General features: G+C 62.2%; 28 protein-coding genes and 2 tRNA genes. 20 read left to right on the forward strand and 10 right to left on the reverse strand.

What is annotated here, in order from left to right; all coding sequences use genetic code 11:
- Positions 1 to 26: 26 nt before the first annotated feature.
- From trmA to FVW59_RS12965, 7 genes are all read right to left on the reverse strand, one after another.
- Positions 27 to 1,154 carry a tRNA (uridine(54)-C5)-methyltransferase TrmA gene (trmA, locus tag FVW59_RS12935; protein ID WP_342779701.1) on the reverse strand — a complete coding sequence of 376 codons (1,128 nt, stop codon included), beginning with the start codon at positions 1,152 to 1,154 and terminating at the stop codon, positions 27 to 29.
- On the reverse strand, positions 1,112 to 2,137 hold the full coding sequence (locus FVW59_RS12940) for a glycosyl transferase family protein (protein ID WP_148064761.1): 1,026 nt from the start codon (positions 2,135 to 2,137) through the stop codon (positions 1,112 to 1,114). Before FVW59_RS12940 ends, trmA begins: the two co-directional genes overlap by 43 nt.
- A 12-nt stretch (positions 2,138 to 2,149) precedes the next feature.
- Positions 2,150 to 2,467, reverse strand: a complete 318-nt coding sequence (locus FVW59_RS12945; RefSeq protein WP_148064762.1) for a TusE/DsrC/DsvC family sulfur relay protein — start codon at positions 2,465 to 2,467, stop codon at positions 2,150 to 2,152.
- Position 2,468: 1 nt separating this feature from the next.
- On the reverse strand, positions 2,469 to 2,762 hold the full coding sequence (gene tusB / locus FVW59_RS12950; RefSeq protein WP_148064763.1) for a sulfurtransferase complex subunit TusB: 294 nt from the start codon (positions 2,760 to 2,762) through the stop codon (positions 2,469 to 2,471).
- A gap of 1 nt (position 2,763) precedes the next feature.
- Positions 2,764 to 3,159: a sulfurtransferase complex subunit TusC gene (tusC, locus tag FVW59_RS12955; protein ID WP_148064764.1), complete on the reverse strand. Its 396-nt coding sequence runs from the start codon at positions 3,157 to 3,159 to the stop codon at positions 2,764 to 2,766.
- On the reverse strand, positions 3,159 to 3,551 hold the full coding sequence (gene tusD, locus FVW59_RS12960; protein ID WP_148064765.1) for a sulfurtransferase complex subunit TusD: 393 nt from the start codon (positions 3,549 to 3,551) through the stop codon (positions 3,159 to 3,161). The genes tusC and tusD overlap by 1 nt, the downstream gene beginning before the upstream one ends.
- A 69-nt stretch (positions 3,552 to 3,620) precedes the next feature.
- A complete protein-coding gene (locus FVW59_RS12965) occupies positions 3,621 to 4,307 on the reverse strand; it encodes a Bax inhibitor-1/YccA family protein (RefSeq protein WP_148064766.1) in 687 nt (228 codons plus the stop codon).
- A gap of 204 nt (positions 4,308 to 4,511) precedes the next feature.
- Here FVW59_RS12965 and FVW59_RS12970 point away from each other — a divergent pair, with 204 nt between their 5' ends.
- The gene (locus tag FVW59_RS12970; RefSeq protein ID WP_148064767.1) at positions 4,512 to 5,441 is read left to right on the forward strand and encodes a M14 family metallopeptidase; all 930 of its coding nucleotides are present in this window, start codon (positions 4,512 to 4,514) and stop codon (positions 5,439 to 5,441) included.
- A 168-nt stretch (positions 5,442 to 5,609) separates the two neighbouring features.
- Here FVW59_RS12970 and FVW59_RS12975 read toward each other — a convergent pair.
- Together FVW59_RS12975 and rne are read right to left on the reverse strand one after the other, a co-directional pair.
- Positions 5,610 to 5,697, reverse strand: a tRNA-Ser gene (locus FVW59_RS12975).
- 119 nt (positions 5,698 to 5,816) lie between these two features.
- The gene (gene rne / locus FVW59_RS12980) at positions 5,817 to 8,675 is read right to left on the reverse strand and encodes a ribonuclease E (RefSeq protein ID WP_148064768.1); all 2,859 of its coding nucleotides are present in this window, start codon (positions 8,673 to 8,675) and stop codon (positions 5,817 to 5,819) included.
- 598 nt (positions 8,676 to 9,273) lie between these two features.
- Here rne and rluC point away from each other — a divergent pair.
- Positions 9,274 to 10,200 (forward strand): 23S rRNA pseudouridine(955/2504/2580) synthase RluC, encoded by a 927-nt coding sequence (gene rluC, locus FVW59_RS12985; RefSeq protein WP_342779702.1) that lies wholly within the window; start codon positions 9,274 to 9,276, stop codon positions 10,198 to 10,200.
- Positions 10,200 to 10,856 (forward strand): HAD family hydrolase, encoded by a 657-nt coding sequence (locus tag FVW59_RS12990; RefSeq protein WP_148064770.1) that lies wholly within the window; start codon positions 10,200 to 10,202, stop codon positions 10,854 to 10,856. Before rluC ends, FVW59_RS12990 begins: the two co-directional genes overlap by 1 nt.
- Here the strand turns inward: FVW59_RS12990 and FVW59_RS12995 are convergent.
- Positions 10,802 to 11,410, reverse strand: a complete 609-nt coding sequence (locus FVW59_RS12995; protein ID WP_148064771.1) for a Maf family protein — start codon at positions 11,408 to 11,410, stop codon at positions 10,802 to 10,804. The genes FVW59_RS12990 and FVW59_RS12995 overlap by 55 nt on opposite strands.
- Positions 11,411 to 11,658: 248 nt before the next feature.
- Here FVW59_RS12995 and FVW59_RS13000 point away from each other — a divergent pair, with 248 nt between their 5' ends.
- The 17 genes from FVW59_RS13000 to clpX all read left to right on the forward strand — a co-directional run bounded on the left by FVW59_RS13000 (position 11,659) and on the right by clpX (position 26,361).
- Positions 11,659 to 12,048 (forward strand): YceD family protein, encoded by a 390-nt coding sequence (locus tag FVW59_RS13000; protein WP_187275878.1) that lies wholly within the window; start codon positions 11,659 to 11,661, stop codon positions 12,046 to 12,048.
- 9 nt (positions 12,049 to 12,057) lie between these two features.
- Entirely contained in the window at positions 12,058 to 12,240 is a 183-nt protein-coding gene (rpmF, locus tag FVW59_RS13005; RefSeq protein WP_148064773.1) for a 50S ribosomal protein L32, read from the forward strand.
- A gap of 246 nt (positions 12,241 to 12,486) precedes the next feature.
- Positions 12,487 to 13,443, forward strand: a complete 957-nt coding sequence (fabD, locus tag FVW59_RS13010; RefSeq protein ID WP_148064774.1) for an ACP S-malonyltransferase — start codon at positions 12,487 to 12,489, stop codon at positions 13,441 to 13,443.
- Positions 13,444 to 13,479: 36 nt separating this feature from the next.
- A complete protein-coding gene (fabG, locus tag FVW59_RS13015) occupies positions 13,480 to 14,220 on the forward strand; it encodes a 3-oxoacyl-ACP reductase FabG (RefSeq protein WP_148064775.1) in 741 nt (246 codons plus the stop codon).
- A gap of 167 nt (positions 14,221 to 14,387) precedes the next feature.
- On the forward strand, positions 14,388 to 14,624 hold the full coding sequence (acpP, locus tag FVW59_RS13020) for an acyl carrier protein (protein WP_116364162.1): 237 nt from the start codon (positions 14,388 to 14,390) through the stop codon (positions 14,622 to 14,624).
- Positions 14,625 to 14,724: 100 nt separating this feature from the next.
- The gene (gene fabF / locus FVW59_RS13025; RefSeq protein WP_148064776.1) at positions 14,725 to 15,966 is read left to right on the forward strand and encodes a beta-ketoacyl-ACP synthase II; all 1,242 of its coding nucleotides are present in this window, start codon (positions 14,725 to 14,727) and stop codon (positions 15,964 to 15,966) included.
- 9 nt (positions 15,967 to 15,975) lie between these two features.
- The gene (gene pabC, locus FVW59_RS13030; protein ID WP_187275879.1) at positions 15,976 to 16,818 is read left to right on the forward strand and encodes an aminodeoxychorismate lyase; all 843 of its coding nucleotides are present in this window, start codon (positions 15,976 to 15,978) and stop codon (positions 16,816 to 16,818) included.
- Complete coding sequence (mltG, locus tag FVW59_RS13035) at positions 16,815 to 17,843, forward strand: endolytic transglycosylase MltG (RefSeq protein ID WP_148064778.1); 1,029 nt, start codon at positions 16,815 to 16,817, stop codon at positions 17,841 to 17,843. Before pabC ends, mltG begins: the two co-directional genes overlap by 4 nt.
- Positions 17,843 to 18,499, forward strand: coding sequence for a dTMP kinase (tmk, locus tag FVW59_RS13040; protein WP_246139731.1), 657 nt, complete (start codon positions 17,843 to 17,845; stop codon positions 18,497 to 18,499). The genes mltG and tmk overlap by 1 nt, the downstream gene beginning before the upstream one ends.
- The gene (gene holB, locus FVW59_RS13045; protein ID WP_148064779.1) at positions 18,496 to 19,482 is read left to right on the forward strand and encodes a DNA polymerase III subunit delta'; all 987 of its coding nucleotides are present in this window, start codon (positions 18,496 to 18,498) and stop codon (positions 19,480 to 19,482) included. Before tmk ends, holB begins: the two co-directional genes overlap by 4 nt.
- 20 nt (positions 19,483 to 19,502) lie before the next feature.
- Positions 19,503 to 19,856, forward strand: coding sequence for a PilZ domain-containing protein (locus tag FVW59_RS13050; RefSeq protein WP_148064780.1), 354 nt, complete (start codon positions 19,503 to 19,505; stop codon positions 19,854 to 19,856).
- Between the two features lie 321 nt (positions 19,857 to 20,177).
- Entirely contained in the window at positions 20,178 to 21,272 is a 1,095-nt protein-coding gene (locus FVW59_RS13055; RefSeq protein WP_148064781.1) for a beta-N-acetylglucosaminidase domain-containing protein, read from the forward strand.
- Positions 21,273 to 21,275: 3 nt separating this feature from the next.
- Positions 21,276 to 22,571, forward strand: a complete 1,296-nt coding sequence (locus tag FVW59_RS13060) for a hypothetical protein (RefSeq protein WP_148064782.1) — start codon at positions 21,276 to 21,278, stop codon at positions 22,569 to 22,571.
- A gap of 163 nt (positions 22,572 to 22,734) precedes the next feature.
- Positions 22,735 to 22,819 (forward strand) — tRNA-Leu (locus FVW59_RS13065).
- A 104-nt stretch (positions 22,820 to 22,923) separates the two neighbouring features.
- Entirely contained in the window at positions 22,924 to 24,246 is a 1,323-nt protein-coding gene (gene tig, locus FVW59_RS13070; RefSeq protein ID WP_148064783.1) for a trigger factor, read from the forward strand.
- Positions 24,247 to 24,316: 70 nt separating this feature from the next.
- Positions 24,317 to 24,961 (forward strand): ATP-dependent Clp endopeptidase proteolytic subunit ClpP, encoded by a 645-nt coding sequence (gene clpP, locus FVW59_RS13075; protein ID WP_148064784.1) that lies wholly within the window; start codon positions 24,317 to 24,319, stop codon positions 24,959 to 24,961.
- A 110-nt stretch (positions 24,962 to 25,071) separates the two neighbouring features.
- Positions 25,072 to 26,361, forward strand: coding sequence for an ATP-dependent Clp protease ATP-binding subunit ClpX (gene clpX / locus FVW59_RS13080; protein WP_148064785.1), 1,290 nt, complete (start codon positions 25,072 to 25,074; stop codon positions 26,359 to 26,361).
- The last annotated feature ends 19 nt before the right edge of the window (positions 26,362 to 26,380 follow it).

Raw genomic sequence — 26,380 nt, forward strand, 5'->3', positions numbered from 1 at the left:
CAGATAGTTAAAGTATATTCCCTGTCTCAGCGCCGGCTGAGCAGGACACCGCACTCCATGTGGTCAGTGTAGGGGAACTGGTCGAACAGGGCGAAGCGTTCGATACGGTGGCTCCCGCTGATCTGCTGCAGGTTGTCGGCCAGGGTCTGCGGGTTGCAGGAAATATAGAGGATATGCTCGAAACCGCTCACCATGGCCTGGGTCGCGGCATCCAGGCCGGCCCGGGGCGGGTCGACGAACACCGTGCGCAGGTCGTAATCCGGCAGCGGCCTGGGCAGACTTGCCAGACGGCGAAACTCCCGCTCGCCGGCCATGGCCTGACTGACCTCCTCCGCGGACAGTCGAATCATCTGCACGTTGTCGATGCCGTTGCGTTCCAGGTTCCACTGCGCCGCGCGCACCGAGGTTTTCGCCAGTTCGGTGGCGATGACCTGATCGAAGCAGGACGATAGCGGCAGGGTGAAATTGCCGTTGCCGCAGTAGAGTTCCAGCAGGTCACCACCGAGTCCGCTGGCGCGGCCAACCGCCCATTCCAGCATCTGGATATTGACCCGGGCATTGGGCTGGGTGAAGGCCTGTTCAAACTGGCGGTAGTGGAAATCGCGGCCACTGACCGGGAGCGTCTCGGTAACATAGTCCCGGCTCAGCACTTCCTTCTGCTTGCGGCTGCGCCCGACAATGGCCACATCGAGTTCGTCCGCCAGGCAGAGTGCAGCATCACACCAGTCCGGCTCCAGCCGACGATGGTAGATCAGGGTGACCAGCGTGTCCCCGGCCAGCGTACTGAGAAATTCCACCTGGAACAGCTTGCGCCGCAGCAGGTCGTTGGCACGCAGTTTCCCCTGCAGTTGCGGCATCAGCTGCTGAATCCGCTCGCAGGCGATGGGGAATTCGTGAACCGGAACCGGGGTCTTGGGATCGTCGCGGCGGTACATCACGTAATCCAGTGCATCCCCGTCGTGCCACATGCGAAACTCCGCGCGCATGCGGAATCCACTGGGAGGGGAGCGAAACACTTCGGCGGCGGGTGCTTTGAAGGGCGCCAGCAAGGCGCTGACACGGTTGACCTTGTCCTGCAGCAGGCTTTCGTAGTGTTCGGGTGCGAAGGCGCTCAGCGGCATGGTGGCAACCTCTCCCGGTCGCGCTCGGTCCACAGACGCCGGGCTTCCACCAGCGCGGCCGGCTGATCGAGCTCCGGTCGCAGCAGCAACAGGGCGGTGGCGCAGGTGGACAGGCTGGCCCGCTCACCGTAGGGATCCGCTGCGTCATCGCGCCACAGTGCGCGCAGCGGTTCAACATCCGGCTGTTCCACGGCAGTCACGCGCTCATCAATGGCGCGTTCAAAAGCGACCTCGCTGGCTGCGCCGTTGCGCTGGAACAGCAGTCGGGTATTGGCCTGGGGTTTGATCTCGATTTCGCCGCTGTCGCCTTTGAAAACCAGCGAAGCGGGCTGGCCCAGCAACAGATCGGCGTCGCGGTGCAGGGCGGCGTAGGCCGGGTGAAAAATACTCTGGATGCTGGCTGCTGCCCCCAGCGGGTTGAGCATGCGTGCAAAGGTATTGACCGGTGAGCGCAGGCCGAGCAGTGGCTTGAACTGCATGATGTTGTACAGGCCGGGGCAGAAGGCCTGGAGGGACAGGTAGCTCAGCCCCGCTGTATTCAGTTGCTCGCCCACCTGCTGCCAGTCGGCCGCCACCGGCAGGCCCAGTTGCGCCATCGCCTGTTCTGTGTACAGACGCCCCGCGGTGTGGCCGCCGGCGCCGTGTATGAACACCCGGTAGCCGGCCTGGGCCAGTAGCAGTATGGCGAGCAGATACCAGGGGTGCTGGTGCTTTTTGCCGGCATAACTCGACCAGTCGAGATCGGCCTTGCCCGCCAGATCGTGTGGCACCATGCAGTCGCGACAGGCGGCGACAAACCCGGCCAGTTCTTCCCCGGACTCCTCCTTGACCCGCAGCAGCATCAGGAAGGCCCCCAGTTGCAGGGGCTCCACCTCGTTGCGCAGGATCATGGCAAAGGCGTCACGGGCCTCGTCGAAGGTCAGGGACCGGGTGCCGGTCTTGCCCTTGCCGAGAATGCGGACGAAGGGCGCAAAGGGATGCTCCGCGGTTACGGCTGCGAGCGGTGCTGGGGCCATCAGGGGCGCCTCCTAGAGGCAGTTTTCAGGTTTCGGGAGCCCGGCAATCTTGCTACCGAGCCTGGCGGGCGAACCGGGAAACAGTGACAACAGGTACATACTCTTGCCTTTGTCTGCACCGAGTTTCGCGGCGCAGTATTTTACCAGAGGGCGCATGGCTGGTGAGGAATCGAATTCGGTGTAGTAGTCCCGCAGCAGGTAGATGATTTCCCAGTGCGCCTCGTCGAGCGCGATACCTTCATCGCTGGCAATCTGTTCTGCCACCGCCGGGCTCCAGTCCTTCAGGTGGCGCAGGAAACCCTCCGTGTCGAATGCATCCGCGCCGAGCATGTCAGAACCAGGCCACCTGCCGTGCATGCTGTTCACTGAGTGCGACGAAAGCATCAAAGTCAATGGCCAGGACATCTTCCGACATCTGCGGTGTCACGCCCGCTGTGCGGGCATCGTCTTCCAGTACGTGGAGGCGTGCACCAGTTGCGCGCAGCCGGGCCAGGGCCGGGGCGTTGGCCAGTGCGGCGTACACGGCATTGCCCATCAGCAGCAGGCCATCATCTGCCGCGACCTGTGCGAGGCAATGGTCAAAAGCTGTACTGCCGGGGCTTGCGTTAAGGGTGTGCAGGATCATCTCAAAAACTCAGAATGTGGTCACAGCCCTCCAGCAGGGCGCGAATACCTGTGCTGTCCACGACTTCGGCGGCGGCCGGCAGGGGCATGTCCTGCAGCCCGAAATGCAGCAGTGCAGCGGCGTCCACGTAGATCCTGTCGATGTCGTAAAGGGGCAGGGAGTCCAGAACCTTGCCGTGGCTGCGGGTTTCCGACGCGGCACCTTCCTGCTGCGGCAAGAGTTGCAGTACGCCGTGATCGAGGAACAAAAGCGCCGGGGCCATATCGAAGGCGGCCGCCGCCAGCGCAGTATCCAGTGCTGAGCGTGCCAGGCTGCTGCCATAGGGCGGGCTGCGAGTGACCAGCAGCAGGCGGGGCGGCTCTGCCTGGCCGCTGGCTTTCGGTGTATCGGAAGCCATCAGCAGCCCTCTCCGAAGGTGAGCAGGCGCTCGCAATCTGTACAGGTTTCCACCAGCAGGCCGAGCCCGCCGATGGTAAACCCCGGGGCGACAGTCGGGCCCACTTTCTCGTGGCGCTGCGCCTCGGTGGCATCCAGCAGCCCGCGGCGGATGGCGGAACTGATGCACAGCACCAGTTCCACGCCCTGTTCTGACGCCAGCTGTGCCCACTGTGCCGGCAGATCCCGTTCACCCTGGGGCGCAACGGCCGTCCCCATGCCGTTCTCCACCCCGCGGTCGAGGAAGAACACCCGCTCCAGCTGGTGCCCGCGGGCGCAGGCCGCGCGGGCAAAGCCGAGAGCGGCGCGGCTTGCACTGCCGGGTGGCGCCAGGACGAGGAGGGCGTAGTTCATGGATAAGCGGGCCTACAAATAAAAAACCCCGGTGGCCAGCACCGGGGTTTGAGCGGCCACAACCGCTGTTCAGTCATCGCCGCCCAGCGCCGTGAGCAGGCTCAGCAGGTGGACGAACAGGTTGTAGATGTTGAGGTACAGCGACACCGTGGCGCGGATGTAGTTGGTTTCGCCGCCGTGGATGATGCGGCTGGTGTCGAACAGGATAAGGCCCGACATGATCATGATGACCACGGCGTTGATGGTGAGGGCCAGGGCCGGAATGGCGAGGAATATATTGGCAATCATCGCCACCACCGCCACGATCAGGCCCACCATCAGGAAACCGCCCATGAAGGAGAAATCCTTGCGGGTGGTCAGGGCGTAGGCGGACAGGCCAAAGAACACGATGGCGGTGCCGCCGAGGGCCTGCATGACCAGCGCCGGGCCACCGGGCATGGCGGCGTAGGCGTTGAGCAGCGGGCCAAGGGAGGCGCCCATGACGCCGGTGAAGGCGAAGATGGCCAACAGTCCCTTGCTGGTATCGGCCATTTTATTGACCACGAACAGCAGACCGAAACCTACCAGCATCAGCACCAGGGCCGCCATGTGAGGCAGGCCCATGGCCATGGAAATACCGGCGGTCAGCGCGCTGAACGCCAGGGTCAGGCCCAGCAGCAGGTAGGTGTTCTTCAGCACCTTGTTGGTGCTGACGAGAGACTCCATACCCGTTGTGTTCAGGTTGTACTCACTCTGGTACATCGGTTTGTTTTCCATGATCTACTCCGTTGTGCGCGCAGCACGGTTACTGCGATAGCTACTTTGACCAATAATACGGGCGGGAATTCCAAATTCAAGCAATCTCTTCGCCGCTGCGACGAGCCGCTTTCTACCGCCGACTCCGGCCCCTGCGCCCATTCGGCGCTATACTGCGCGCCTGCCTTTCAGCGCCGCTCAGTACCCGACTCACAGGAGGTCTCCATGAGCCAAACCACATCCTACTCCATTGGCACGCCCGGCACACCATGGGGCGATGCCGAACGGGCCGAGTGGCACGGCCGGCAGGGCGTAAAGCGGAGTTATGCCAGCCTGGTGCTGTCCCGCCTGGAGGCGACACCGACGGGTTTTGAGCGAGTAACCTATGGCGCACTGAGCCACGACCCCCAGCGCTATCCGCTGCTGGCCTTTCGCAGCCAGGAGTGGGACAGAACCCGGCCGTCGGCCCTGGTAACTGGCGGGGTACACGGTTATGAAACCAGCGGCGTGCAGGGTGCCATCGATTTCCTGCAGCAGGCTGCAGAGGCTTACCTGGGTCGGGTAAACCTGCTGGTGCTGCCCTGTATCAGCCCCTGGGCTTTTGAGACCATCAACCGCTGGAATCCGCTGGCAATCGACCCCAACCGCTCCTTCCATGTCGACAGCCCGGCGGAGGAGTCCGCTGCCGTACTGGCCCTGCTGGCGAGGGAGGGCCTACAGTTTGATTTGCACATCGACCTTCACGAAACCACCGATACCGATGCCAGCGAATTCCGTCCTGCCCTGGCCGCCCGCGACGGTGAGTCCATCGATCTGTGGGAGCATATTCCCGACGGCTTTTACCTCGTGGGAGATAGCGAGCGCCCGGAGCCGGCTTTCCAGGCGGCGGTGATCAAGGCGGTGGAGGCGGTGACCCATATTGCGCCGCCGGACAGCGACGGCACCATCATCGGTGAAACGCTGGAGCAACACGGCGTCATTAACTACCCGGTGCGCAAACTGGGCCTCTGCGCCGGAATCACCGATGCCCGTTTTGTGACGACGACGGAGGTCTACCCCGACAGCCCGCGGGTGGATGACGCCAATTGCAACCTGGCGCAGGTTACGGCCATTTGTACGGCGCTGGATTTTCTGCTGGAAGCTGGGCGGGGGTAGATAGGGGATGACGCACAACGCGCTGTGGCGCGTTGTGCCCCTTCGGGCTTCGCGGCTTTGCCGCTCGGTGCAAAACGCTGGCGCGTTTTGTCGAACGGGGGGTTGAACCAGGACCTAACCCACCGCCATACAAAAAAGGGGCTCCCGTTTGGGAGCCCCTTTTTTGTATGGCGGTGGGCCAGGGATTCGAACCCCGGGAGGGTTTCCCCTCAACGGTTTTCAAGACCGCCGCTTTCGACCACTCAGCCAGCCCACCGAAAAACCGTAATATTTAGCTTCGCGATTTGTAGCGCCCCGCGAAGAAGGCGAGATTATACAGCGCTGCTTTCCGGACACAAGAGCCGATGTGGCTCTTGTGCCCTGAAAACAGGGGTTTTATCCCTGACTGGCCGCTTCCGGGTAGTCCGCGGTGTCATTGCCGGCATTGCCGGACAGTGGGCCGCGGGGGTCGTTGCTGGCCCGGGGGGCGGCGCGTCCGCTGGGAACAACAGCCGGTGCCACAACATCGCTGAACAGCACCGGGTGGGCGGTGCTGATTTGCACCTCGGCGACCGGTTGCGGTGCAACGCGCGGGTCGTTCACTGCGCGGCCATTGTCGGTCAGGCCGGTAGTGATGACTGGCGCAGGTTCCGGCTCGGCTGCCGGTGCCTCGGTGGCAGGCGCAGACGCCACTGCAGCCGGGGCCTCTACTGCAGCCGGCTCTTCTTCAGCAATTTCGGTCGCTGCGGGTTCTGCAGGTTCTGCTGCTTCAGCAATGCTTTCCGTTGCAGCAGCCTCAACTGTTGGCGCCGGTTGCTCAGATACGGGCTCTGCTGCGCGGACATCATCGCTGCCAGCCTGCTCGGCAACCGGCGTCGCATCCTCGGCAACTACCTGTGGAGTGCTGTCGTTGGCCTCTGCAGTGACTGCGGTGGCAACTGCAGCTGCGGCTGTTGCGGGAGCTACTTCAGCTTCCTTGATCTCAGCGGCAGCACCAGTTTCCTGGTTGTTGTCGGCGCCTTCCGGACGCGGTCCGCGATTGCGACGACGACGGCGCGGCTCGCCACGCTTGTCGTTGGGGCGCTTGCGGGCCTTGTCTTCGCCAGCTTCTTCATTGCCGGAGTTTGCCTCTACTGCTTCCGCTTCCACTTCCTGAGACAGGTTGCTGTCGTCCTGCTCGGGGCGGCGGCGACGCTGGCCGCGATTGCGGCTTTCATCGTCCCGGCGCGGGCGGCGGGGCGCCTGCTCTTCGCGACGGCTCTCGCCTTCTTTGTCGCTGTCAGTGTCCCGCTCGCGGAGAGATTGTGGCTGTTGATTTTGCTGCTCGCGGTTGTCACTGGCGTTGCGGTTGCGTCCGCGTCCACCGCGACGGCGATTGCGATTGCGGTTGTTCTGTGACTTGCCTCGCTCTTCATCATCACGCTGGCTACGCTGCTTGTCGCCATCGGCTTTGGACTTCGGCTTGTCGGTTTTCTCTTTCCTGGCCGGCTCTTCTTCCGCGCCGAACAGCGCGGCAGCCAGACGGGCAAAAAAGCCCTGTTTGACCGGCTTCTTCTTGCCCTTGTGCGGGTGTTTGCCGCCCTTGTGCTTGCCCGGCTTCTTCTCGCCTTTAGGCTTTTCCTCTGCCGGTTTCTCACGCGCCTCGGGCGCCGGCGTAGTGCGCTGGACGCCCTTCACCAGCGCTTCTTGCTGGGGCAGGACGGAACTGTGGCTGTCAGAGATCGATTCGGTATCCGGTACCGTGATATCCACCTTGTAGCTGACGGAATCGCCTTCCACTTCGTCGTCGCGCAGGCGCTGCACTTCGTAGTGCGGTGTTTCCAGGTTCGGATTGGGGATGACCAGAATGCGCGAGCGGCTGATCTGCTCGATCTCGGACAGAGCCTGGCGCTTCTCGTTCAGCAGGTACGCAGCCACGTCCACGGGTACGATACCGCGAATCTCGGCGCTGCGTTCCTTGATGGCTTCCTCTTCCAGCAGGCGCAGGATGGACAACGCCAGCGACTTGGTGTCGCGAATGGTGCCCTGGCCGGTGCAGCGCGGGCAGACGATGGCGCTGGTCTCTCCCAGTGAGGGGCGCAGGCGCTGGCGGGACATCTCCAGCAAGCCAAAACGGGAGATGCGGCCCACCTGAACCCGGGCGCGGTCAATCTCCAGGGCGTCGCGCATGCGGTTCTCCACCGCGCGCTGGTTGCGAGCCGCCAGCATGTCGATGAAGTCGATAACCACTAGGCCACCCATGTCACGCAGGCGCAGCTGGCGTGCAATTTCGTCGGCGGCCTCGAGGTTGGTTTGCAGGGCGGTGTCCTCGATGTCGCTGCCTTTGGTGGCGCGAGACGAGTTGATGTCGATGGAAACCAGCGCCTCGGTGGGGTCGATCACGATGGAGCCGCCGGAGGGCAGGCGCACTTCGCGCTGGAAGGCCGTTTCAATCTGGCTTTCCACCTGGAAGCGGTTGAACAGGGGGATGGAGTCTTCGTAGCGTTTGATACGGCTCTTGTACTGGGGCATTACCATGCTGACGAAGTCGGTCGCCTGCTGGTGTGCCTCGTTCGAGTCGATCAGCACCTGATCTACGTCGTCGCGCAGATAGTCGCGGATGGCGCGGATGATGACATTGCTTTCCTGGTACAGCAGTACCGGCGCTTTGGCGGTGGTGCTGGCATCGGCAATGGACTGCCACAGTTGCAGCAGGTAGTTCAGGTCCCACTGCAGTTCTTCGCCGGTGCGGCCGACCGCGGCGGTGCGGGTGATCACGCCCATGCCGTTGGGGATTTCCAGGGTGTTCAGGGCATCGCGCAACTCGCTGCGCTCATCGCCCTCAATGCGGCGGGAGATACCGCCGGCCCGGGGGTTGTTGGGCATCAGAACGATGTAGCGCCCGGCCAGGCTGATGAATGTGGTGAGTGCGGCGCCTTTGTTGCCGCGCTCTTCTTTGTCGACCTGGACGATGATTTCGGTGCCTTCCTTAACAACGTCCTTGATCTTCAGGCGGCCTTCAACGGCACCCGGATCGCGGTAGAAGTATTCGCGGGCAATTTCTTTCAGGGGCAGGAAACCGTGGCGCTCGGCGCCAAAGTCGACGAAGGCGGCTTCGAGGCTGGGTTCAACCCGGGTGATCTTGCCTTTATAGACGTTGGATTTTTTTTGCAGACGGGTGCGGTTTTCGATGTCCAGATCGTAGAGACGTTGACCGTCAACCAGTGCAACGCGCAACTCTTCTGGCTGAGTTGCATTGATAAGCATTTTTTTCATAGTGCCAATTACCTGTTTCGCACAGGTCTGGCGGGGCAGCTATCAGTGGCGGGCCGGCGCGGGGCCGGGCATATGGAGGGCCAGTGGGGGCGGGCTTAGCTTGTTGGTGCGCGCCCGTCCGGTGGCTCTGCGCAATACGTTCAGGTGATCAAGTATCATTTGTCCCGGTGTGCGCTTGAGCGGTACCGGTTAGCGTCCTGGGCCGTGCGCGGGTGGCGCTTTGGTGGCCTTTTTGTTAGTGTCGCAGCACCTGAATCCTGCGACCACGCCGTGATATTCCGTAAACTGATTCTGCATCCCGGCAGACGAACTGCGCGGTTGATGTTGTGTCGTCGCGCTGCACTCCGGCGGCATTGTGTTTACCGCTAATCCGGGGCGCGTCGACAACCGATACAGAAGTGTGGTTTTCTCTGACGGAGCCGTGCAATTTCTTCGGCAGGCCCTACCTTCGCCAGGCAATGTTGCTGCGCCGGTGTCGGTTTTTGTTTCGACGCCGGCGGCCACACCGGCGCGACTATAGCAGCAAACACTAAGTGCTTCAATTATCAACAGATTCTTGACTATGGCTTCTACGGAACAGTCCCTCGCCGGTTCCGGCGTGCAATTTTTGACAATCGATACGGATGACGTAGGGCAGCGCCTGGACAACTTCCTGCTGAGAATCCTCAAAGGGGTGCCAAAAACGCGCATCTACCGGGGTTTGCGCAAAGGTGAGTTCCGGGTCAATAAAGGAAGAGTAAAGGCCGAGTACCGCCTGCAGGCAGGAGATGTGCTGCGGGTGCCGCCGATTCGTACTGCGGAACAGGGCGCCCCGGCCACGGTGCCTGGCTACTGGACGGAAGAGCTCGCCCGGCGCGTGGTGTATGAAGATGAGAGCCTGCTGATTATCGACAAGCCCTCCGGTCTGGCGGTGCACGGTGGTTCGGGACTCAACTATGGCCTGATCGAATGCCTGCGGCAGATGCGCCCGGATGACCGCCGACTGGAACTGGTGCATCGCCTCGACCGCGATACCTCCGGCCTGGTCATGGTGGCGCGCAAGCCCGCGGTGCTGCGGGAGCTGCACAAGCTGCTGCGCACCGACAAGGTCGACAAACGCTATCTGGCGCTGGTGTCGGGCAAGTGGCCCCGGCGGCTGTCGGTGGTGGAGGCGCCGCTGGAGAAGAATGTGGTGCAGTCCGGTGAGCGCATGGTGAGAGTCAGCAAAGAGGGTAAGCCCTCGGTGACCGGATTCAGCGCGGTGGAGCGCTTCCCCCGTGCAACCCTGGTCGAGGCCAAGCCAGTGACAGGCCGCACTCACCAGATTCGGGTGCACGCGCAACACGCCGGTTGCCCCCTGCTGGGGGATCCGAAGTACAGCGATCCGAAAAGTGAGGCGTTGGCCGCCGAGCTGGGCCTGCGGCGCCTGTTCCTGCACGCGCGCTCGCTGCGCTTTACGCTTCCCGACCAGGGGCGCATCGAGGTGCAGGCCGCACTCGACCCCGAGCTCGAATCAATTCTGGAAAAGCTTCGTAAGCCTTTGTAATGATAGTGATATTTGATTGGGACGGGACGCTGTGCGATTCCGTCGACGGCATTGTGCTGGCCATGCGGGCCGCGGCGGAGGAGCTCTCCGTGGCGCCGCCAGAGGTGGCGGCAGTGCGCGATATAGTCGGCCTCGGGTTGCCCCAGGCGCTGGCGCAGTTGTTTCCCGGCAGTGCCGAGGGTGAGCGCATCGCCCTGGCCGAGGCCTACTCCCGCCAGTACGTGGCGGCCACCAGCGGGCCGGTGCCTATGTTTGCCGGCGCGCGGGAGATGCTGGACGACCTGCACGCCGCCGGCTTCGAACTGGCGGTGGCCACAGGCAAGAGCCGTCGCGGCCTGAACCGCGTGTTGGCGGGGGCGGGTATGAGCGGATTTTTCGAGGCCACCCGCTGCGCCGATGAAACTGCATCCAAGCCCGACCCGCTGATGCTGCAGCAGATCCTGCAGGAGCGACGCCGAACTGCCGGCCAGGCCGTCATGATCGGCGACAGTGAGTACGACCTGGCCATGGCTCGGAACGCCGGCATGGCCTCAATTGGCGTCAGTTTCGGGGTGCACAGCGCAAAGCGCCTGCGGCAGCACGGGCCCCTCGCGGTGGTGGATCAGCTCTCCGAGTTGCGGCCGCTGCTGGAAGAGGCCCTTGCCAGCACCGGGTGACCGCTTTCCGCCAGCAGGCGGGTGAGCGCGATGAGCGGCAGACCCTCCAGGCTGGTAGGGTCATTGCCGTGCAGGCGCTCGAACAGTGCGATGCCCAGGCTCTCCCATTTGAAACTGCCGGCGCAGTCGTAGGGTGTATCCCGGCGCAGGTAGATCTCTATCTCTTCATTACCCAGCGGCCGGAAGTCGACGGTGAAGGGTTCGGTGTGGGTCTTGTCGATGCCCGGCCCGAGCAGACTGACAGCGGTATAGAAGTGCAGGGTTTTGCCGCTGCAGGCCTCCAGCTGGGCGACAGCCTGCCGATGGCTGCCGGGCTTGCCGAGCAGGGAGCCGTCGAGCGAGGCGACCTGGTCACTGCCGATCACCAGTGCCTCCGGGTGCCGCGCGGCCACCGCGGCCGCCTTGGCCCGGGCCAGGCGCGCTGCCAGGGGGGGCGGGGCCTCGCCGGGCAGGTGGGTTTCATCGGTTTCCGGGGCGATACAGGTAAACGGCAGTTGCAGGCGTTCCAGCAGGCGCTGGCGATAGACGGAGGTGGAGGCGAGAATCAGGTTCATGGCAAAATCCCGTGACTGGCGGCAAGTTGTGAATAAATTCCGAAGCTCCTGTATTTTAAAGATTTTTTTGACAAGGGCCTATTCCGCCCCTATGATGCGCGCCTATGTTGACCGAGCCCCTCCCGACGACGCTGGATGTCCGTAAGGCAGCCGCGCGCGGCGTGAGTGTCAGTGGGGCGCTAAAACCGCTTGAATTACAGCGTTTCCGTGGCCTTCTGGCCTCGGAAGATGGTGATATTCAGGCGCATTTGGCGTTCTCCCGGGACGAAGAAGGTCGCTACCTGGTAACCGTGGACGTTGATGCTACCGTGTCGGTTACCTGCCAGCGATGCCTCGAGCCGACGACGACCACCGTGCAGTCCAGCAATACGCTGGCCATCGTGTGGACCGACGAGCAGGCCAGGCACCTTCCGAAGCACCTGGATCCGCTGATCCTGACCGAGGAGCCCTGCGTGTTGCGGGAACTGGTGGAGGACGAGCTGATGCTCAGCCTGCCTCCCTACAGCTACCACGAACAGGCAGACTGCAATGAAGAATTGGTGGGTCTGGCCGCCTCCGAGCCCGAACAGGAGCAGCGCGAGGAAAAGCCCAACCCTTTTGAAGTGCTGGCGCAATTGAAGCCCGGCGAGAAACACTAGGAGTAAGTCATGGCTGTTCAGCAGAACAAGAAAACCCGTTCGCGTCGCGGCATGCGTCGTTCGCACGATTCCCTCAATGGTTCCACTCTGAGTGTGGACCAGACCTCAGGTGAAACCCACCGTCGCCACCACGTGAGCGCCGATGGTTTTTACCGCGGCAAGAAAGTCGTCGACACCGGCTCTGACGACTAAGCTTCCGGCTTAGCCAGCCGTCCCAGGACGATCCGGTTTGCGTCGAACGGCATTGCACGCCGTTTGCCAGACCCGCGGGGGCCCAGGCCCCCGCAGTTTTTCCCCTCCGGCGCAGCAAGCGCTGTCAACATTCCCTCTTTCGATACTCCTTCCGCCCGCTGTCGCCTTGCTCGAAGGCTGCTGCAGCGCAGTGCTGCGCGTCGTTTTTGCAGGCGTCGGGCAAAGCTACCGTTAAGGATCCATATCATGGCACTCGCACATACTGCCTTTGTTTTTCCCGGCCAGGGCTCCCAGAAAGTGGGCATGCTGGCTGCCGCCTACGAGGCCTATGCGGCCGTACGCGATACCTTCAGCGCCGCCTCTGAGGCCCTCGGATACGATATGTGGGACCTGATCCAGAATGGCGAACAGGAAGCCCTCAACCTGACCGCAACCACCCAGCCGGTCCTGCTGACCTCCAGCGTCGCCCTGTGGCGCGCCTGGCAGGAGCAGGGCGGTGACAGCCCGTTGGTGATGGCCGGGCACAGTCTCGGTGAGTTCAGCGCCCTGGTTTGCGCCGGCGCTCTGGATTTTGCCGATGCAGTGCGCCTGGTGCGCCAGCGCGGCGAATTTATGCAGACGGCGGTGCCGGTGGGTGAGGGCGCCATGGCGGCGATTATCGGTGTCGATGACCAGGTCATCGTCGATATCTGTGCCGGTGTGGCCGGTGGCAGCGCAGGCGAGGTCGCCGCGGTGAACTTCAACTCCCCCGGCCAGGTAGTGATTGCCGGCCATACAGGTGCCGTCGACGCGGCGATTGCGGCATTAAAGGACGCCGGCGCAAAACGCGCCATGCCGCTGCCAGTCAGCGCGCCTTTCCATACGGTACTGATGAGACCCGCGGGCGAACGCCTGGCCGAGGCGATGGCCACCGTCGCTATCAACTCCCCGGCAATTCCGGTCATCCATAACGTACACTGCCAGGCGGAGTCAGACCCGGAGCGTATCCGTGAATTGCTGGTGCAGCAGATCTACAGCCCCGTTCAGTGGACGGGCTGCGTACAGGCGATGGTTGAGCGCGGCGTCAGCGACGTGGTTGAGTGCGGCCCCGGCAAGGTGCTCGGCGGCCTGAATCGCCGCATCGACAAATCGCTGTCCAGCCACTCGCTGGAAGAGCCGGAAGGCCTGCAGGAAGCGCTGTCTGCGCTGGCCGGCGCGGCCTGACCTTTATCACCAGAACAACGAACAGGGGAAAAGATCATGTCTGAACAGAAAGTTGCGCTGGTCACCGGCGCCAGCCGCGGCATTGGTCGCGCCATTGCCGAGAAGCTGGCTGCGGACGGTTTCACCGTGGTTGGAACAGCGACCAGTGAATCGGGTGCCGAGGCGATTTCGGCGTATTTGCAGGCGGCGGGCAATGCCGGCTGTGGCATGGCGCTGGATGTCGCCAGCGACGACAGCGTGGATGTCGTGCTGAAGAGCATTGCGGAGCAGTTCGGCGCGCCGCTGGTGCTGGTAAATAACGCCGGCATCACCCGCGACAATATCCTGATGCGCATGAAGGCAGATGAGTGGAGCGATGTCATCAACACCAACCTGAATGCCCTCTATCGCGTCAGCAAAGCTTGCCTGCGCGGTATGACGAAGGCGCGCTGGGGTCGCATAGTGAACATTACATCTGTGGTGGGCTCAATGGGCAATATAGGCCAGAGCAACTATGCTGCCACCAAGGCCGGGGCCGAGGGCTTTTCCCGTGCACTGGCCCGCGAGCTGGGTTCGCGCTCGGTGACAGTGAACAGTGTTGCGCCCGGTTTTATCGACACCGATATGACGCGGGAACTGTCGGATGCCCAGCGTGACCTGATGCTGGGGCAAATTCCCCTGGGTCGCCTCGGGCAGCCCGAGGAAATTGCAGCGCTTGTCGCTTTCCTGTGCAGCGACGTCGCCGGGTACATCACCGGTGAGACTCTGCACATCAACGGCGGCATGTATATGGCATGAGCCAGACAACCTTTGTACAATTGGCCCCGCGGCCTACTATTCGTTCGGCGCCACGGTGCCGTGCGTCAAAAAAAACTTCTTACCGGCTGGAAAAACAGAGTAAAATCCTCGCTTCAGGCCGGTTCGATGGTTTGATTCAGCACTAAACTCAGGAGTGACCCGATATCATGAGCAGCATTGAAGAACGCGTTAAGAAGATCGTTGCAGAGCAACTTGGCGTGAAAGAAGAAGAAGTACAGACCGAGGCCTCCTTTGTTGAGGACCTGGGCGCTGACTCCCTCGATACCGTTGAACTGGTTATGGCGCTGGAAGAGGAATTCGAAACCGAAATTCCGGATGAAGAAGCCGAGAAAATCACCACAGTGAAACTGGCGATCGATTACATCAACGACAATCTCGCCTGATTTTTCCTCACTGTACCGAAAAGCCGTTTCTATTTAACATAGAACGGCTTTTTCTCTTTCTGGTTTCCCCCTAATTTCCCGCGGTTAAGGAGTTTACGCTGTGAAAGGCAGAAGAGTTGTTGTAACCGGTCTCGGCATGGTTAGCCCGGTCGGTCTCACCGTAGCAGAGACCTGGGAAAACATTCTTGCGGGCAAAAGCGGCGCGGCCCCCATCGAGCTTTTCGATGTTTCCGCCTATAGCACCCGCTTCAGCGCCAGCGTAAAAAACTTCGATTCAGATCCCTACATACCTGCCAAAGACGCGCGCAAGATGGATGTCTTCGTGCAGTACGGCATGGTGGCGGGCATTCAGGCTTTTGAGGATGCCGGCCTGGAAGTGACAGAAGCCAACGCCGGGCGTGTGGGATGTGCCATTGGCTCCGGCATCGGCGGTATCGGCCAGATTGAAAAGAACACGGAAATCGTGCGCACCGCCGGGCCACGCAAGATTTCCCCCTTCTTTGTGCCGGGTTCCATCATCAACATGATCGCCGGCAACCTCTCGGTCAAATACAACCTGCAGGGCCCCAACCTCGCTATGGTGACGGCGTGCACCAGCGGCACACATAACATCGGTCTCGGCGCGCGGCTGATCGCCAGCGGCGACGCCGATGCCATGCTGGTGGGCGGGGCGGAAATGGCGACGACGCCGGTCGGCCTCGGCGGCTTTGCGGCAGCGCGCGCGCTGTCTACCCGCAATGATGACCCCGCTGCCGCATCGCGGCCGTGGGATAAAGATCGCGATGGCTTTGTCCTCGGTGACGGCGCCGGTGTGATGATGCTGGAAGAGTACGAATCTGCCAGGGCTCGCGGTGCGAAAATCTATGCGGAAATTACCGGCTTCGGCATGAGTGGTGACGCCTTCCACATGACCTCGCCACCGGAAGACGGGCGCGGCGCGGCGGCCTCCATGCGCAATGCAATCAACGATGCCGGGCTGGATGTCAGTGAGCTTCACTACATCAACGCCCACGGCACTTCCACCAACGCCGGCGATTTGGCGGAAACCTGCGCTGTCAAAAGCGTGATGGGCAACGCGGCTGCGCAGGTCGCGGTGAGTTCGACCAAGTCGATGATTGGTCACCTGTTGGGTGCGGCTGGCGCGGTGGAGGCGATTTTCTCGGTGCTTGCCATTCGCGACCAGGTGGCTCCACCGACCATCAATCTCGACAACCCCGACGAGGGGTGTGATCTGAACTATGTTCCTCACACGGCGCAGCAGCGGGAAATTCGTAATGTGCTGTCCAACTCCTTCGGATTCGGTGGCACCAACGGCTCCCTGATTTTCCGCCGTCTCGACTGATTCGTGGCGGTGACGGCAGATCCCTGCTGGGTAGACGGCGAGCGCAGTTCGCAGCTTCCACTTCCGGATCGCGGCCTGGCGTTTGGCGACGGGGTATTCGAAACCCTGCTGCTGGTCAACGGCGCGGCCATGCTGCTGGCATACCACGAAGAGCGTCTGCAGAGCGGACTCGAACGCCTGGGCATAGCGGCGACGCGGCCGCTCCTGGCGGCAACCGTCGAGCAGGCGGCAGGGGAGTCCCCTGCGGGGTACGCGGCGCTGCGCGTCACCGTGACTCGGGGCACTGGCCCGCGTGGCTACGCGCCACCCCCGGCGCCTTCGGCGCGGGTCATTGTCCAGCTTTCACCACTGCAACACGACCCGTATGCCTGGCGCGAGCCGCTCGCGATTGACTATTCCTCTGTCAGGCTGGGCAGGCAACCACAACTGGCGGGTATCAAACACCTCAATCGGCTCGAACAGGTGTTGGCCGCGGCAGAGTGTGCCCGCGAGGGTTGGGGTGAAGCACTGATGCTGGACGAAAGCGGGCGAGTAGTGTCCGCCGTTGCCGGCAACCTGTTTCTTGTCCGCGGCGGCGACCTGCTGACACCGGCGCTGGATGGCTGTGGTGTCGCGGGCACGCGACGGCGGGCCGTGATTGAGCGCTGGGCGCCGGCGCTGGGGCTGGCGGTGGAGGAGTGCGCCATTGACGGGGAAGTGGTGCAGCAGGCGGATGAAGTCTTTATCTGTAACAGCCTCCAGGGGCTGCGCGCGGTCGGCGTCTGCCGCAAGCGGCGCTGGTCAGACTTCCCGGTGACCCGCGCATTGCTCGATGTGGCGCGACAGGAAATGGACGGGATGGTGCAGGCGTGAAGCGTACTCTGCTGGCGCTATGCCTGCTGCTCCTGATTGCGAGCGGTTTGGCGGCACTGGAAATCCAGCGCCGCTGGCAGCAACCGCTCGCCATACCAGCGACAGGCATGGTGTTCGAGGTGCAACGCGGCGATTCCCTGCGCCGTATTGCAGAACGCCTGGAGCGGGCCGGCGTTACCGCTCAGCCGTGGTTGCTGATCGCCTACGGGCGCTATACCGGCGTTGACTCCCTGCTCAAGCATGGTGAATACCGGCTCGAACCGGGTACCACCGCCAGCGGTTTGCTGGAGCTGCTGGCCCGGGGGGAGGTCATTTACTATCAGGTGACGCTGCCGGAGGGGCTAACCCTGTCCCAGGCCCTTGCAGTGCTGGCCAGCGACCCGGTGCTGGAGCAGCAGTTGAGCGGGGTGGACGACGAGCGCATTATCACGCTGACAGCGGACTACCCCGGCCCCGAGGGCCTGTTTCTCCCCGAAACCTACCGCTTCGCCCGCGGCGATAGCGACTGGCAGATTCTGCAGCGCGCCTTTGCGGCAATGGAACAGGCACTGGCCGAGGAGTGGGCCGGGCGCAGTGCCGACAGCCCCCTGCAGAATGCCTACGAAGCACTCATTCTCGCCTCCATCATCGAGCGCGAAACCGGTGTGGCCGCCGAGCGGGCCGAGATCGCCGGCGTTTTCGTGCGCCGTTTGCAGCGGCAGATGCGCCTGCAGACCGATCCGACCGTCATTTACGGTATTGGTGACGCCTTCGACGGCAACCTGCGGCGTTCGCACCTGCGGGATGACGCCAACCTTTACAACACCTATCGCCATACGGGCCTGCCGCCAACACCGATTGCCCTGCCCGGGCGGGCGGCAATACAGGCGGCCCTCAACCCGGCCGATGGCGATGCCCTGTTTTTCGTTGCCCGGGGTGACGGCAGCCATGTCTTCAGCGCCAGCCTTGCTGAGCACGAAGCCGCTGTGCGTAAATACCAGTTGCAGCGTCGTTCAGACTATCGATCCAGTCCGGGGGAACACTAGTGTCCGCTCCACAGCCCAGAGGCCTGTTCATCACCGTTGAAGGCGGGGAGGGCGTGGGCAAATCCACCAACATCGATTATCTGCAGGACTACCTGCGCAATCACGGCGTGGAATTGGTGCTGACCCGGGAGCCAGGGGGCACTGCCCTGGCGGAGCAGGTTCGCGAGCTGTTGGTGCAGCAGCGCGAGGAAAAGTTCGATCCGCTCGCGGAGCTCCTGCTGATCTTTGCCGCCCGCGCCCAGCATATCGCGGAGGTGATCGAGCCGGCGCTGGGCGCCGGTCACTGGGTACTGTGCGACCGCTTTACCGACGCTACCTATGCCTACCAGTCCGGAGGGCGCGGCCTCGATCCGGACCTGGTACGGCGAATGGAAACGCTGGTTCAGGGGGATTTGCGGCCGGATTTCACCTTGTTGTTTGACGCTCCCGTGGAAGTCGGTATGGAGCGGGCCCGCAACCGGGGTAGCCTCGATCGATTCGAGCTGGAAGAGATCCAGTTCTTCGAGCGGGTGCGCCAGACCTACCTGCGGCTGGCGCGGGAGAGCAGCGGCCGCTTTCGGGTTATCGACGCCAGTCAGTCGCTGGAATGTGTGCGCGAGAAGCTGCATACCGTCAGTACTGAATTGCTCGATTGCTGGAGTGTGCGTCACCAATGAACCTGGAAGGACTGCCCGCCGTTAGCGCGCCGCTGCCCTGGCACGCCGAGGCCTGGCAGCGCCTCGGCCTGCAGCTGGAGGAGGGGCGCTTTCCCCACGCCCTGTTGCTGGCGGGTTCATCTGGTACCGGTAAAGCACGGCTGGCGCTGGCACTGGCCCGCCTGCTGCTGTGCCACGCGCCCAGCGCCGGTCACAACTGCGGCCAGTGTCAGGGGTGCGAACTCAGCCGCAATGGCACTCACGGTGACTTCCTCTGGCTGCAGCCCGGCGAGAAAAGCCGGGTGGTCAAGATCGATCAGGTGCGTCAGGCGGTTGATTTCGCTCACTGGACGGCGGGGTTCGGCCAGCGCAAAGTGCTGGTGATCTCCCCGGCCAATGCCATGAATACCAATGCCGCCAATGCTCTGCTCAAGTCACTGGAGGAGCCTTCGGCGAATACGCATATCCTGCTGGTTTGCGAGCGCCTGCACGGGGTTCCGGCGACCATTCGTTCGCGCTGTCAGATACTGCGCTTCCCGCTGCCGGCGGCCGAGCCGGCGCTCGCCTGGCTGGACAGTCTTACCGGCGAACGCCGTGTCAGCAGCGAGTTGCTGGAACTGGCGGGTGGCGCACCCCTGCGCGCGGAAGACTATTTCCGGGATTCATCTGCCGATGCGCGTTTGGCACAGGAAGCTGCCCTGACTGCGGTGCTGGAGGGGCGCGCCACGCCGGTCGAGGCGGCAGGGAGCCTGGCGGAACTCGCCAATGAGTACTTCCTGGAACTGCTCACCGACGTTGTCGAGAAGCGTATTCGCCAGCTTGGCAAGGGACAGCTCGCCGACCAGGGTCGCGCAGGTTTCGGTTTGCTGGATGACCTGCGTCGCATCCAGCGGGCAATGGAGGGAGGCTCCAACCCCAATGCCGCGCTGCTCAGGGAATCACTGCTGGAGCAGTTGCGGCAGCAGTTGGGCGCGCCGGCCGCCGGTGCTAAGATGCCGGCATAACAGAACAGTCAGGGGTGTCGATGAACGATCAGGCGCACAACAGTCGCAACGGAATTCTGTCGCTGACCATCAAGGACAGGGCGGTGCTGTACTCCGCCTATATGCCCTTTCTCACCCACGGGGGCCTGTTCGTGCCGACCAACAAGTCCTACCAGGTGGGGGATGAGGTATTCATGTTGCTCACCCTGATGGACGAGCCTGAAAAGATCCCGATTGCCGGTAAGGTTGTGTGGGTAACTCCCCGGGGTGCCCAGGGCAATCGCACCGCAGGGATAGGGGTGCAATTTTCAGAACAGGACGCGGCAGCCAACGCCAAGATTGAAAATCATCTGGCGGGTTCGCTCAACTCTGACCGTCCGACCCATACAATGTGAGCACTGCGCCATTGTTCCAGTTAATTCTGGATAGTCTTCGCAAGTGGTTGATTTTGCGTTTTATATGGCAAAAAAAATGGGTCCCGTTTGGGACCCAATAAGACCATTAGGAGTGAAACATAAAGGAATTGCTTCCCTCAGGAGCATTGGGTGTGCTCCGGTGACTGCTCGTTTGAACTAGGGGATAAGCAGCCACATTTCTAGTATCGCTCAATTACGGCAATTTTCCACAGCCTATTCCCGCGATTTTTAGCTTATTTTGAAATATTGAAATAACAGCAAATTATATTTCGATATAAGCTCCTGGAATGTCAATTATTAATGAATAACATTAGAAATGAAAAACAAGAAATTGAAATAAAAGAAAAAAATAACTTTCTTGTCGGTGTTGTTGAAGGTTTTTACGGCCGTGTCTGGCGGGATGCCGATCGCCGGGCCTATGCCGAACTGATGCCCGCCATGGGGCTCAATGCCTATCTTTACTGCCCCAAGGCCGACCCCTGGCTGCGCAGGCAGTGGCAGGATCACTGGCCGCCAGCCGAGTGGCGCCAGCTCTGTGCCCTCGGGCAGCATTTCCGCCAACGCGATCTGCATTTCGGTGTCGGTCTGTCTCCCTTTGCCCTGTATCGACACTACGGCGAGGCAGAGCGACGTCAGCTGCGTGACAAGGTGCTGCGCCTTGCCGATCTCGATGCGTCGCTGCTCGCCGTGCTGTTTGATGACATGCCTGGCGATGTCGCTGACCTCGCCGAACGGCAGGCGCAGATTCTCGCCGACATCCGCCACTGGTTGCCGGAGATGCGATTGCTGATGTGCCCGACCTACTATTCCACCGATCCGGTGCTGGAGAAGCACTTTGGTGCCATGCCCCCAGGTTACTGGGAGCAGTTGGGCGTGTCGGTGAGTGAGGATGTCGATATCTTCTGGACCGGGAGCCGTGTTTGCGCAGAGCGCATCGGCGCGGAAGAGCTGCTGGACATGGGAGAGCTTCTGCGCAGGCCTCCGACCCTGTGGGATAACTATCCGGTCAATGATGGCGCCGTGCGCAGCAAGCATCTCTATAGTGAGCCACTGCCCGGACGCGAGCCGGGCATGGGAGCTGCGCTGCGCGGACATTTCTGCAACCCGATGAACCAGGCGTGGTTATCGCTGCCGGCCCTGCGCGGCCTGGCGGAACTGTATCGCACCGACAGGCTGCCGCCGGACTGGGAGCAATCGCTACTGGGCAGTGCCTGCTGGCAGCGTCTGCAGCGCGACGGCAGGCGTTTCCAGGAGCAGGGGCTGGACGCGCTGGGCGATAGCGAGCGCCAGCGCCTGGCCGCCGAGTACGCCGGGCTTCCGGGTGCTGCTGCAGCAGAGGTGGCCGCCTGGTTGCGCGGTGAATATACTTTCGACCCCGCCTGCCTGACGGACTGACACTTGCGACACACCATTACCCCGAGCCCTGTGCTGCATTACTGCCAGGGAGAGCCACAGCAGGCTCTGGCTGGCTGGCAGCCAGAGCGGCTGCCAGCACTGCTGCTGGTGGATTTCGAATTGCCTCAATACTGGCTGCAGGGCTCGCCCCCTGTGGCGCTGACGGCACTCTACCTGAAAGACGGCGAGGGGCTTCGTGTCAGCGTGACCGACGCCACCCTTGCCGCCACTGACGGCCTGTCGGTGCGGGACCAGTTCTCACTGTGGCTTGAGCGGCACCAGCTCCCCGCATTTGATCCGACACAGGCGCTGACCCTGTCGCCGCGCCATATCCCCAAGCCCTGGGGGCAGGAGATCTGGTTCACCGGGGTGGAGGAGCGGGGTGTCTGTGCATTTGCTGCCGAGGGCAGTGAGCTGCCAATTCCCTGGCTGCAGGCAGCAATGCCCGCCAATGCGGCGGGGGAGCCGGGCAGGGGGCTGGTATTGTTGAAAATACTCGATCCGCTGCCGGAGCCAGTGCGAGGCGACCTTTACTTTGAGTTGCACGAGCAAAAGCGGGAGGTCTATGTGGTGACGCACATTGACCGCCAGGCCTGGCCCGACGGCGTGGGCGCTATTCGCTATGGCTTTGACCCCGCTGTGCGGGCCGGCTTCCCCAGCGACGAGGACTTTCGTGGTGCCTATCTCGAGGCGGTTGCGGACTACGAGGGGGTGCGGCGGCAGATCGATGCGCTGCCGCCGGAGTTGTCGCCCTCCGCAGAGGTACTGGCGCAGGAAGCCCGGCTTCGCGCCGCGATGGACCGCTTCACCTTCCTGCGCCCCCTGCAGGTGGGCGATGTCATCAAGGTACCGCTGCGCCTGCCGCATTCACTGCAGCACGGTGTACGTACCGTGGAATTCCAGACCCCGGTGTACGAGCGTAAAATCCTCTCCTTCGCCCAGCGGGTGCTGACCCAGGATCACTGGGATACCCGCGAGGCCGCCGAGGTAATGCAACTGGCACCGCCTGCGCAGGAGCCTTTTGAGCTGTTACAGCAAGCGGCGCAGCTGCAGGTTGAGCGCATTGTCGACTTCGAGGATTTTGAAGTACAGCGAGCGACCCTGGAGGCGGGCGCCTCGATGTCGCTGGAGGCTGCCGACAGCTATCTTCTGGCGATGGTGGTCAGCGGCGCGCTGCATCTGGGAGAGCGCGTCTTTGGGCCCGGCGAGGCCTTGTTGCTGCCGCAACGAGATGCGATTTACCAGGCCGGGGCCGGCGCTGCGGAGCCTCTGGTTATGCTGCTGGCGAGGCCGCGCTGAGGGCGGTTGAACCGCTGCCGCCTTTGTGGCAGAATCTGCGCCCTTGTAACTGCCCCCAGTTGCAGCTTTGCCGGCCTTTTATTATTGAATAATCAATCGCTTAGGGCGCATTTGTGAAGGCGCCTCCAGCGTGTTGCCGGCCGCCCGGGTGGCAGTGCAATGCGCGGAAGTGGTGGAATTGGTAGACACGCTAGATTTAGGTTCTAGTGCAGCAATGTGTGGGGGTTCAAGTCCCCCCTTCCGCACCAGTTTATTCCCGCCGGGGCCGAGCGGCATGATGATGCCGGGGAGATCGCCGGCTCGATTACAGGGGCGCACGCGCCCAACGAATTCAGGATTGTGAGGATCTACCATGCAGGTATCTATTGAAACGACTTCCAAGCTGGAGCGTCGCCTGACCGTCGGCGTACCCGCGGCCCGGGTCGACAGCGAAGTCGATTCCCGACTGCAGAAAGCTGCCGGCAATGTGCGCCTGCCGGGCTTCCGCCCTGGCAAGGTACCGATGAAAGTCATGCGCCAGCGCTTTGGCGCCGGTGTGCGCCAGGAAGTGCTGGGCGAAGTTATGAGCCAGTCCTTCCAGGAAGCCGTGGTGCAGGAAAAGCTGCGCCCCGCCGGCCAGCCCAACATCGAACCGAAGAATCTCGATGCCGGCAAGGACCTGGAGTACATCGCAACGTTTGAAGTGTTCCCTGAAGTCGAACTGGCAGAGATGACCGGTTTCAACATCGAAAAGCCGGTGGCAGAAGTCAGCGACGAAGATGTGTCCAACATTATCGAAGTATTCCGCAAGCAGCAGGGCAGCTGGAATACCGTTGAGCGCGCCGCCGAGGAAGGTGACAAGGTCAATATCGACTACGCCGGCACCCGCGACGGCGAGGCCTTCGAAGGTGGCAGCGCAGAGGGCTCCGACCTGGAGCTGGGTTCTGGTCGCATGATCCCCGGCTTCGAGGACGGCATCGTCGGCATGAAGGCCGGTGATGAGAAAACCCTGTCCCTGACCTTCCCCGAGGACTACCACAGCGAAGAGCTCAAGGGCGCCGCTGTCGAGTTCGCGGTCAAGGTAAACAGCGTAACCGCCCTGGAGCCAGCAGAACTGAACGAAGACCTGTTCAAGCTCTACGGTGTGGAAGAGGGTGGGGAAGCGCAGTTCCGCAAGGAAGTCGCCGAGAACATGAGCCGCGAGCTCAAGAACGCCGTGGAAGGCAAGGTCAAGCAGCAGGTGATGGACGCTGTCGTTGCCGCTCACGAAGGGCTGGAAGTGCCCAAGGCCCTGATCGCCCAGGAAGTGAATGTGCTGCGCAACCAGATGTTCCAGCAGTTCGGTGGCGCCGCCGGCCAGAACCTGGACCTGAAGTCCCTGTTGCCCGACGACATGTTCACTGAAAACGCGGAGCGCCGGGTCAAGCTGGGCCTGATCCTGTCGGAAATGATCAGCAAGTTTGAACTGAAGGCAGACGCCGACAAGGTGCGCAGCACCATCGAGGATATGGCTTCTACCTATCAGGAGCCCGAAGAAGTGGTGAACTGGTATTACGCCAATCCGGAGCAGCTGTCTTCAGTGGAATCCAAGGTACTTGAGGACGCGGTGGTTGAAAAACTGCTGGAGAATGCCCAAATTACCGAGAAGGAGTGCAGCTATCAGGAGGCCATCGGGCAGGCACAGCCCCAGGCCTGAAGTCGCACTCTCCCCGGGGCGGCCCACGGCCGCCCCTGTACAGCCATAATCCATCGACGGGGACGCGTTCATGCCTTCTTACCAGCCGCAAGGTACCAACCAGAACACCATCACCAACCTGGGTCTTATTCCGATGGTGGTCGAACAGACCTCCCGGGGCGAGCGTTCCTACGACATCTATTCCCGTCTGCTCAAGGAACGGGTGATTTTTGCGGTGGGGCCGGTCGAGGATCATATGGCCAACCTGATCGTGGCCCAGCTGCTGTTCCTTGAGTCGGAAAACCCCGACAAGGATATTCACCTCTATATCAACTCGCCCGGTGGTTCGGTCACAGCTGGTCTGTCCATCTATGACACCATGCAGTTCATCAAGCCCGATGTGAGCACCATGTGCATTGGCCAGGCCGCGTCCATGGGGGCCTTCCTGCTCAGTGGCGGCGCCAAGGGCAAGCGGTACTGCCTGCCGAATGCCCGCACCATGATTCACCAGCCCAGCGGTGGCGCCCAGGGCCAGGCGACCGATATCGACATCCACGCCAGGGAAATCCTCATCATCCGGGAGCGCCTCAACCAGCTGATGGCGGAACACACCGGGCAGGACCTTGCCACCATCGAGCGCGACACCGAGCGCGATCGCTTTATGAATGCCCAGCAGAGCAAGGAGTACGGCCTGATCGACGAAGTTGTGAGCAGTCGCAGCGCGCCGGCCACCTGATTTCCCTGCCTGGCGAGGGGTTTTTCCGGGCTTGCAATGCGCGGTAAAAACCCCCATCTTTAGGGCGTATCAAGCGCCAAGACCCGAACGGAAGTATGTAGGTCGATTGAATGAGTGACGAAACCACCAAATCCGACGATGGCGGCAAACTGCTGTACTGCTCTTTCTGTGGCAAGAGCCAGCATGAAGTGCGCAAGCTGATCGCCGGACCGTCGGTGTTTATTTGCGACGAATGTGTCGATCTGTGTAACGACATCATTCGCGAGGAAGTCCAGGAGAGCGGTTCCGACAGCCAGCAGGATCGCCTGCCTGTTCCCCACGAAATCAAAGCCATCCTGGATGAATACGTTATCGGGCAGCAGCGCGCCAAAAAGGTGCTCTCTGTCGCTGTCTACAACCACTACAAGCGCCTGCGTCACGGCCAGAGCGGCCGCGAGGACGTAGAGCTCGGCAAGAGCAATATCCTGCTGGTGGGCCCCACCGGCAGCGGTAAAACCCTGCTGGCGGAGACACTGGCAAGGCTGCTGGATGTACCCTTTACGATCGCCGATGCCACTACCCTCACCGAGGCGGGCTATGTCGGCGAGGACGTTGAAAACATCATCCAGAAGCTGCTGCAGAAGTGCGACTACGATGTGGAGAAGGCCCAGGTGGGCATTGTCTACATCGACGAAATCGACAAGATTTCCCGCAAGTCGGACAACCCCTCCATCACCCGCGATGTCTCGGGTGAGGGTGTGCAACAGGCACTGCTCAAGCTGATCGAGGGCACTGTGGCATCGGTGCCTCCACAGGGCGGCCGCAAGCACCCGCAGCAGGAGTTTCTGCAGGTCGATACCTCCAACATTCTGTTCATCTGCGGCGGCGCTTTTGCCGGCCTCGACAAGGTCATCCGTAATCGCTCGGAGAAGGGCGGTATCGGCTTCGGCGCCGAGGTGAAGAGCAAGGACGAGAGCCGCAATGTTGGCGAGCTGCTGTCCGACCTGGAGCCCGACGACCTGGTGCAGTACGGCCTGATCCCGGAGTTTGTCGGGCGCCTGCCAGTGATCGCCACCCTGGAAGAGCTGGACGTGCCGGCGCTGGTGAAGATTCTCACCGAGCCCAAGAACGCCCTCACCAAACAGTACGGCAAGCTGTTCGAGATGGAAGGCGTCGAGGTGGATTTCCGCGAGGACGGCTTGCGCGCCGTTGCCGAGCGCGCCATGGAGCGCAAAACCGGCGCCCGGGGCCTACGCTCCATCCTCGAAGGCGTGCTGCTGGACTCGATGTATAACATCCCGTCTCGCGATGACGTCAGCAAGGTGGTCATCGATGAATCGGTGATTCGCGGCGACAGTGAGCCGCTGCTGGTCTACCAGAACAGCGAGCCGGCCCCGCGCACTGCGTCCAAGGACGATTAGCGCCTGCGGGTCCGGCCTG

Source organism: Parahaliea aestuarii (assembly GCF_008064635.1).
In the GTDB taxonomy this organism is placed as follows: Bacteria; Pseudomonadota; Gammaproteobacteria; order Pseudomonadales; family Halieaceae; genus Parahaliea; species Parahaliea aestuarii.

Bases quoted from the DNA above. Each gene is read 5' to 3' on its own strand.
- FVW59_RS13055 (WP_148064781.1), top strand. From the start codon at position 20,178: ATGAATAACATTAGAAATGAAAAACAAGAAATTGAAATAAAAGAAAAA.
- FVW59_RS12995 (WP_148064771.1), bottom strand. From the start codon at position 11,410: ATGAACCTGATTCTCGCCTCCACCTCCGTCTATCGCCAGCGCCTGCTG.
- fabD (WP_148064774.1), top strand. From the start codon at position 12,487: ATGGCACTCGCACATACTGCCTTTGTTTTTCCCGGCCAGGGCTCCCAG.
- holB (WP_148064779.1), top strand. From the start codon at position 18,496: ATGAACCTGGAAGGACTGCCCGCCGTTAGCGCGCCGCTGCCCTGGCAC.
- FVW59_RS12940 (WP_148064761.1), bottom strand. From the start codon at position 2,137: ATGGCCCCAGCACCGCTCGCAGCCGTAACCGCGGAGCATCCCTTTGCG.
- rne (WP_148064768.1), bottom strand. From the start codon at position 8,675: ATGAAAAAAATGCTTATCAATGCAACTCAGCCAGAAGAGTTGCGCGTT.
- rpmF (WP_148064773.1), top strand. From the start codon at position 12,058: ATGGCTGTTCAGCAGAACAAGAAAACCCGTTCGCGTCGCGGCATGCGT.
- tusC (WP_148064764.1), bottom strand. From the start codon at position 3,159: ATGGCTTCCGATACACCGAAAGCCAGCGGCCAGGCAGAGCCGCCCCGC.
- fabG (WP_148064775.1), top strand. From the start codon at position 13,480: ATGTCTGAACAGAAAGTTGCGCTGGTCACCGGCGCCAGCCGCGGCATT.
- FVW59_RS12945 (WP_148064762.1), bottom strand. From the start codon at position 2,467: ATGCTCGGCGCGGATGCATTCGACACGGAGGGTTTCCTGCGCCACCTG.
- FVW59_RS12970 (WP_148064767.1), top strand. From the start codon at position 4,512: ATGAGCCAAACCACATCCTACTCCATTGGCACGCCCGGCACACCATGG.
- clpP (WP_148064784.1), top strand. From the start codon at position 24,317: ATGCCTTCTTACCAGCCGCAAGGTACCAACCAGAACACCATCACCAAC.
- tusD (WP_148064765.1), bottom strand. From the start codon at position 3,551: ATGAACTACGCCCTCCTCGTCCTGGCGCCACCCGGCAGTGCAAGCCGC.
- FVW59_RS13050 (WP_148064780.1), top strand. From the start codon at position 19,503: ATGAACGATCAGGCGCACAACAGTCGCAACGGAATTCTGTCGCTGACC.
- tusB (WP_148064763.1), bottom strand. From the start codon at position 2,762: ATGATCCTGCACACCCTTAACGCAAGCCCCGGCAGTACAGCTTTTGAC.
- FVW59_RS12965 (WP_148064766.1), bottom strand. From the start codon at position 4,307: ATGGAAAACAAACCGATGTACCAGAGTGAGTACAACCTGAACACAACG.
- tig (WP_148064783.1), top strand. From the start codon at position 22,924: ATGCAGGTATCTATTGAAACGACTTCCAAGCTGGAGCGTCGCCTGACC.
- FVW59_RS12990 (WP_148064770.1), top strand. From the start codon at position 10,200: ATGATAGTGATATTTGATTGGGACGGGACGCTGTGCGATTCCGTCGAC.
- acpP (WP_116364162.1), top strand. From the start codon at position 14,388: ATGAGCAGCATTGAAGAACGCGTTAAGAAGATCGTTGCAGAGCAACTT.
- clpX (WP_148064785.1), top strand. From the start codon at position 25,072: ATGAGTGACGAAACCACCAAATCCGACGATGGCGGCAAACTGCTGTAC.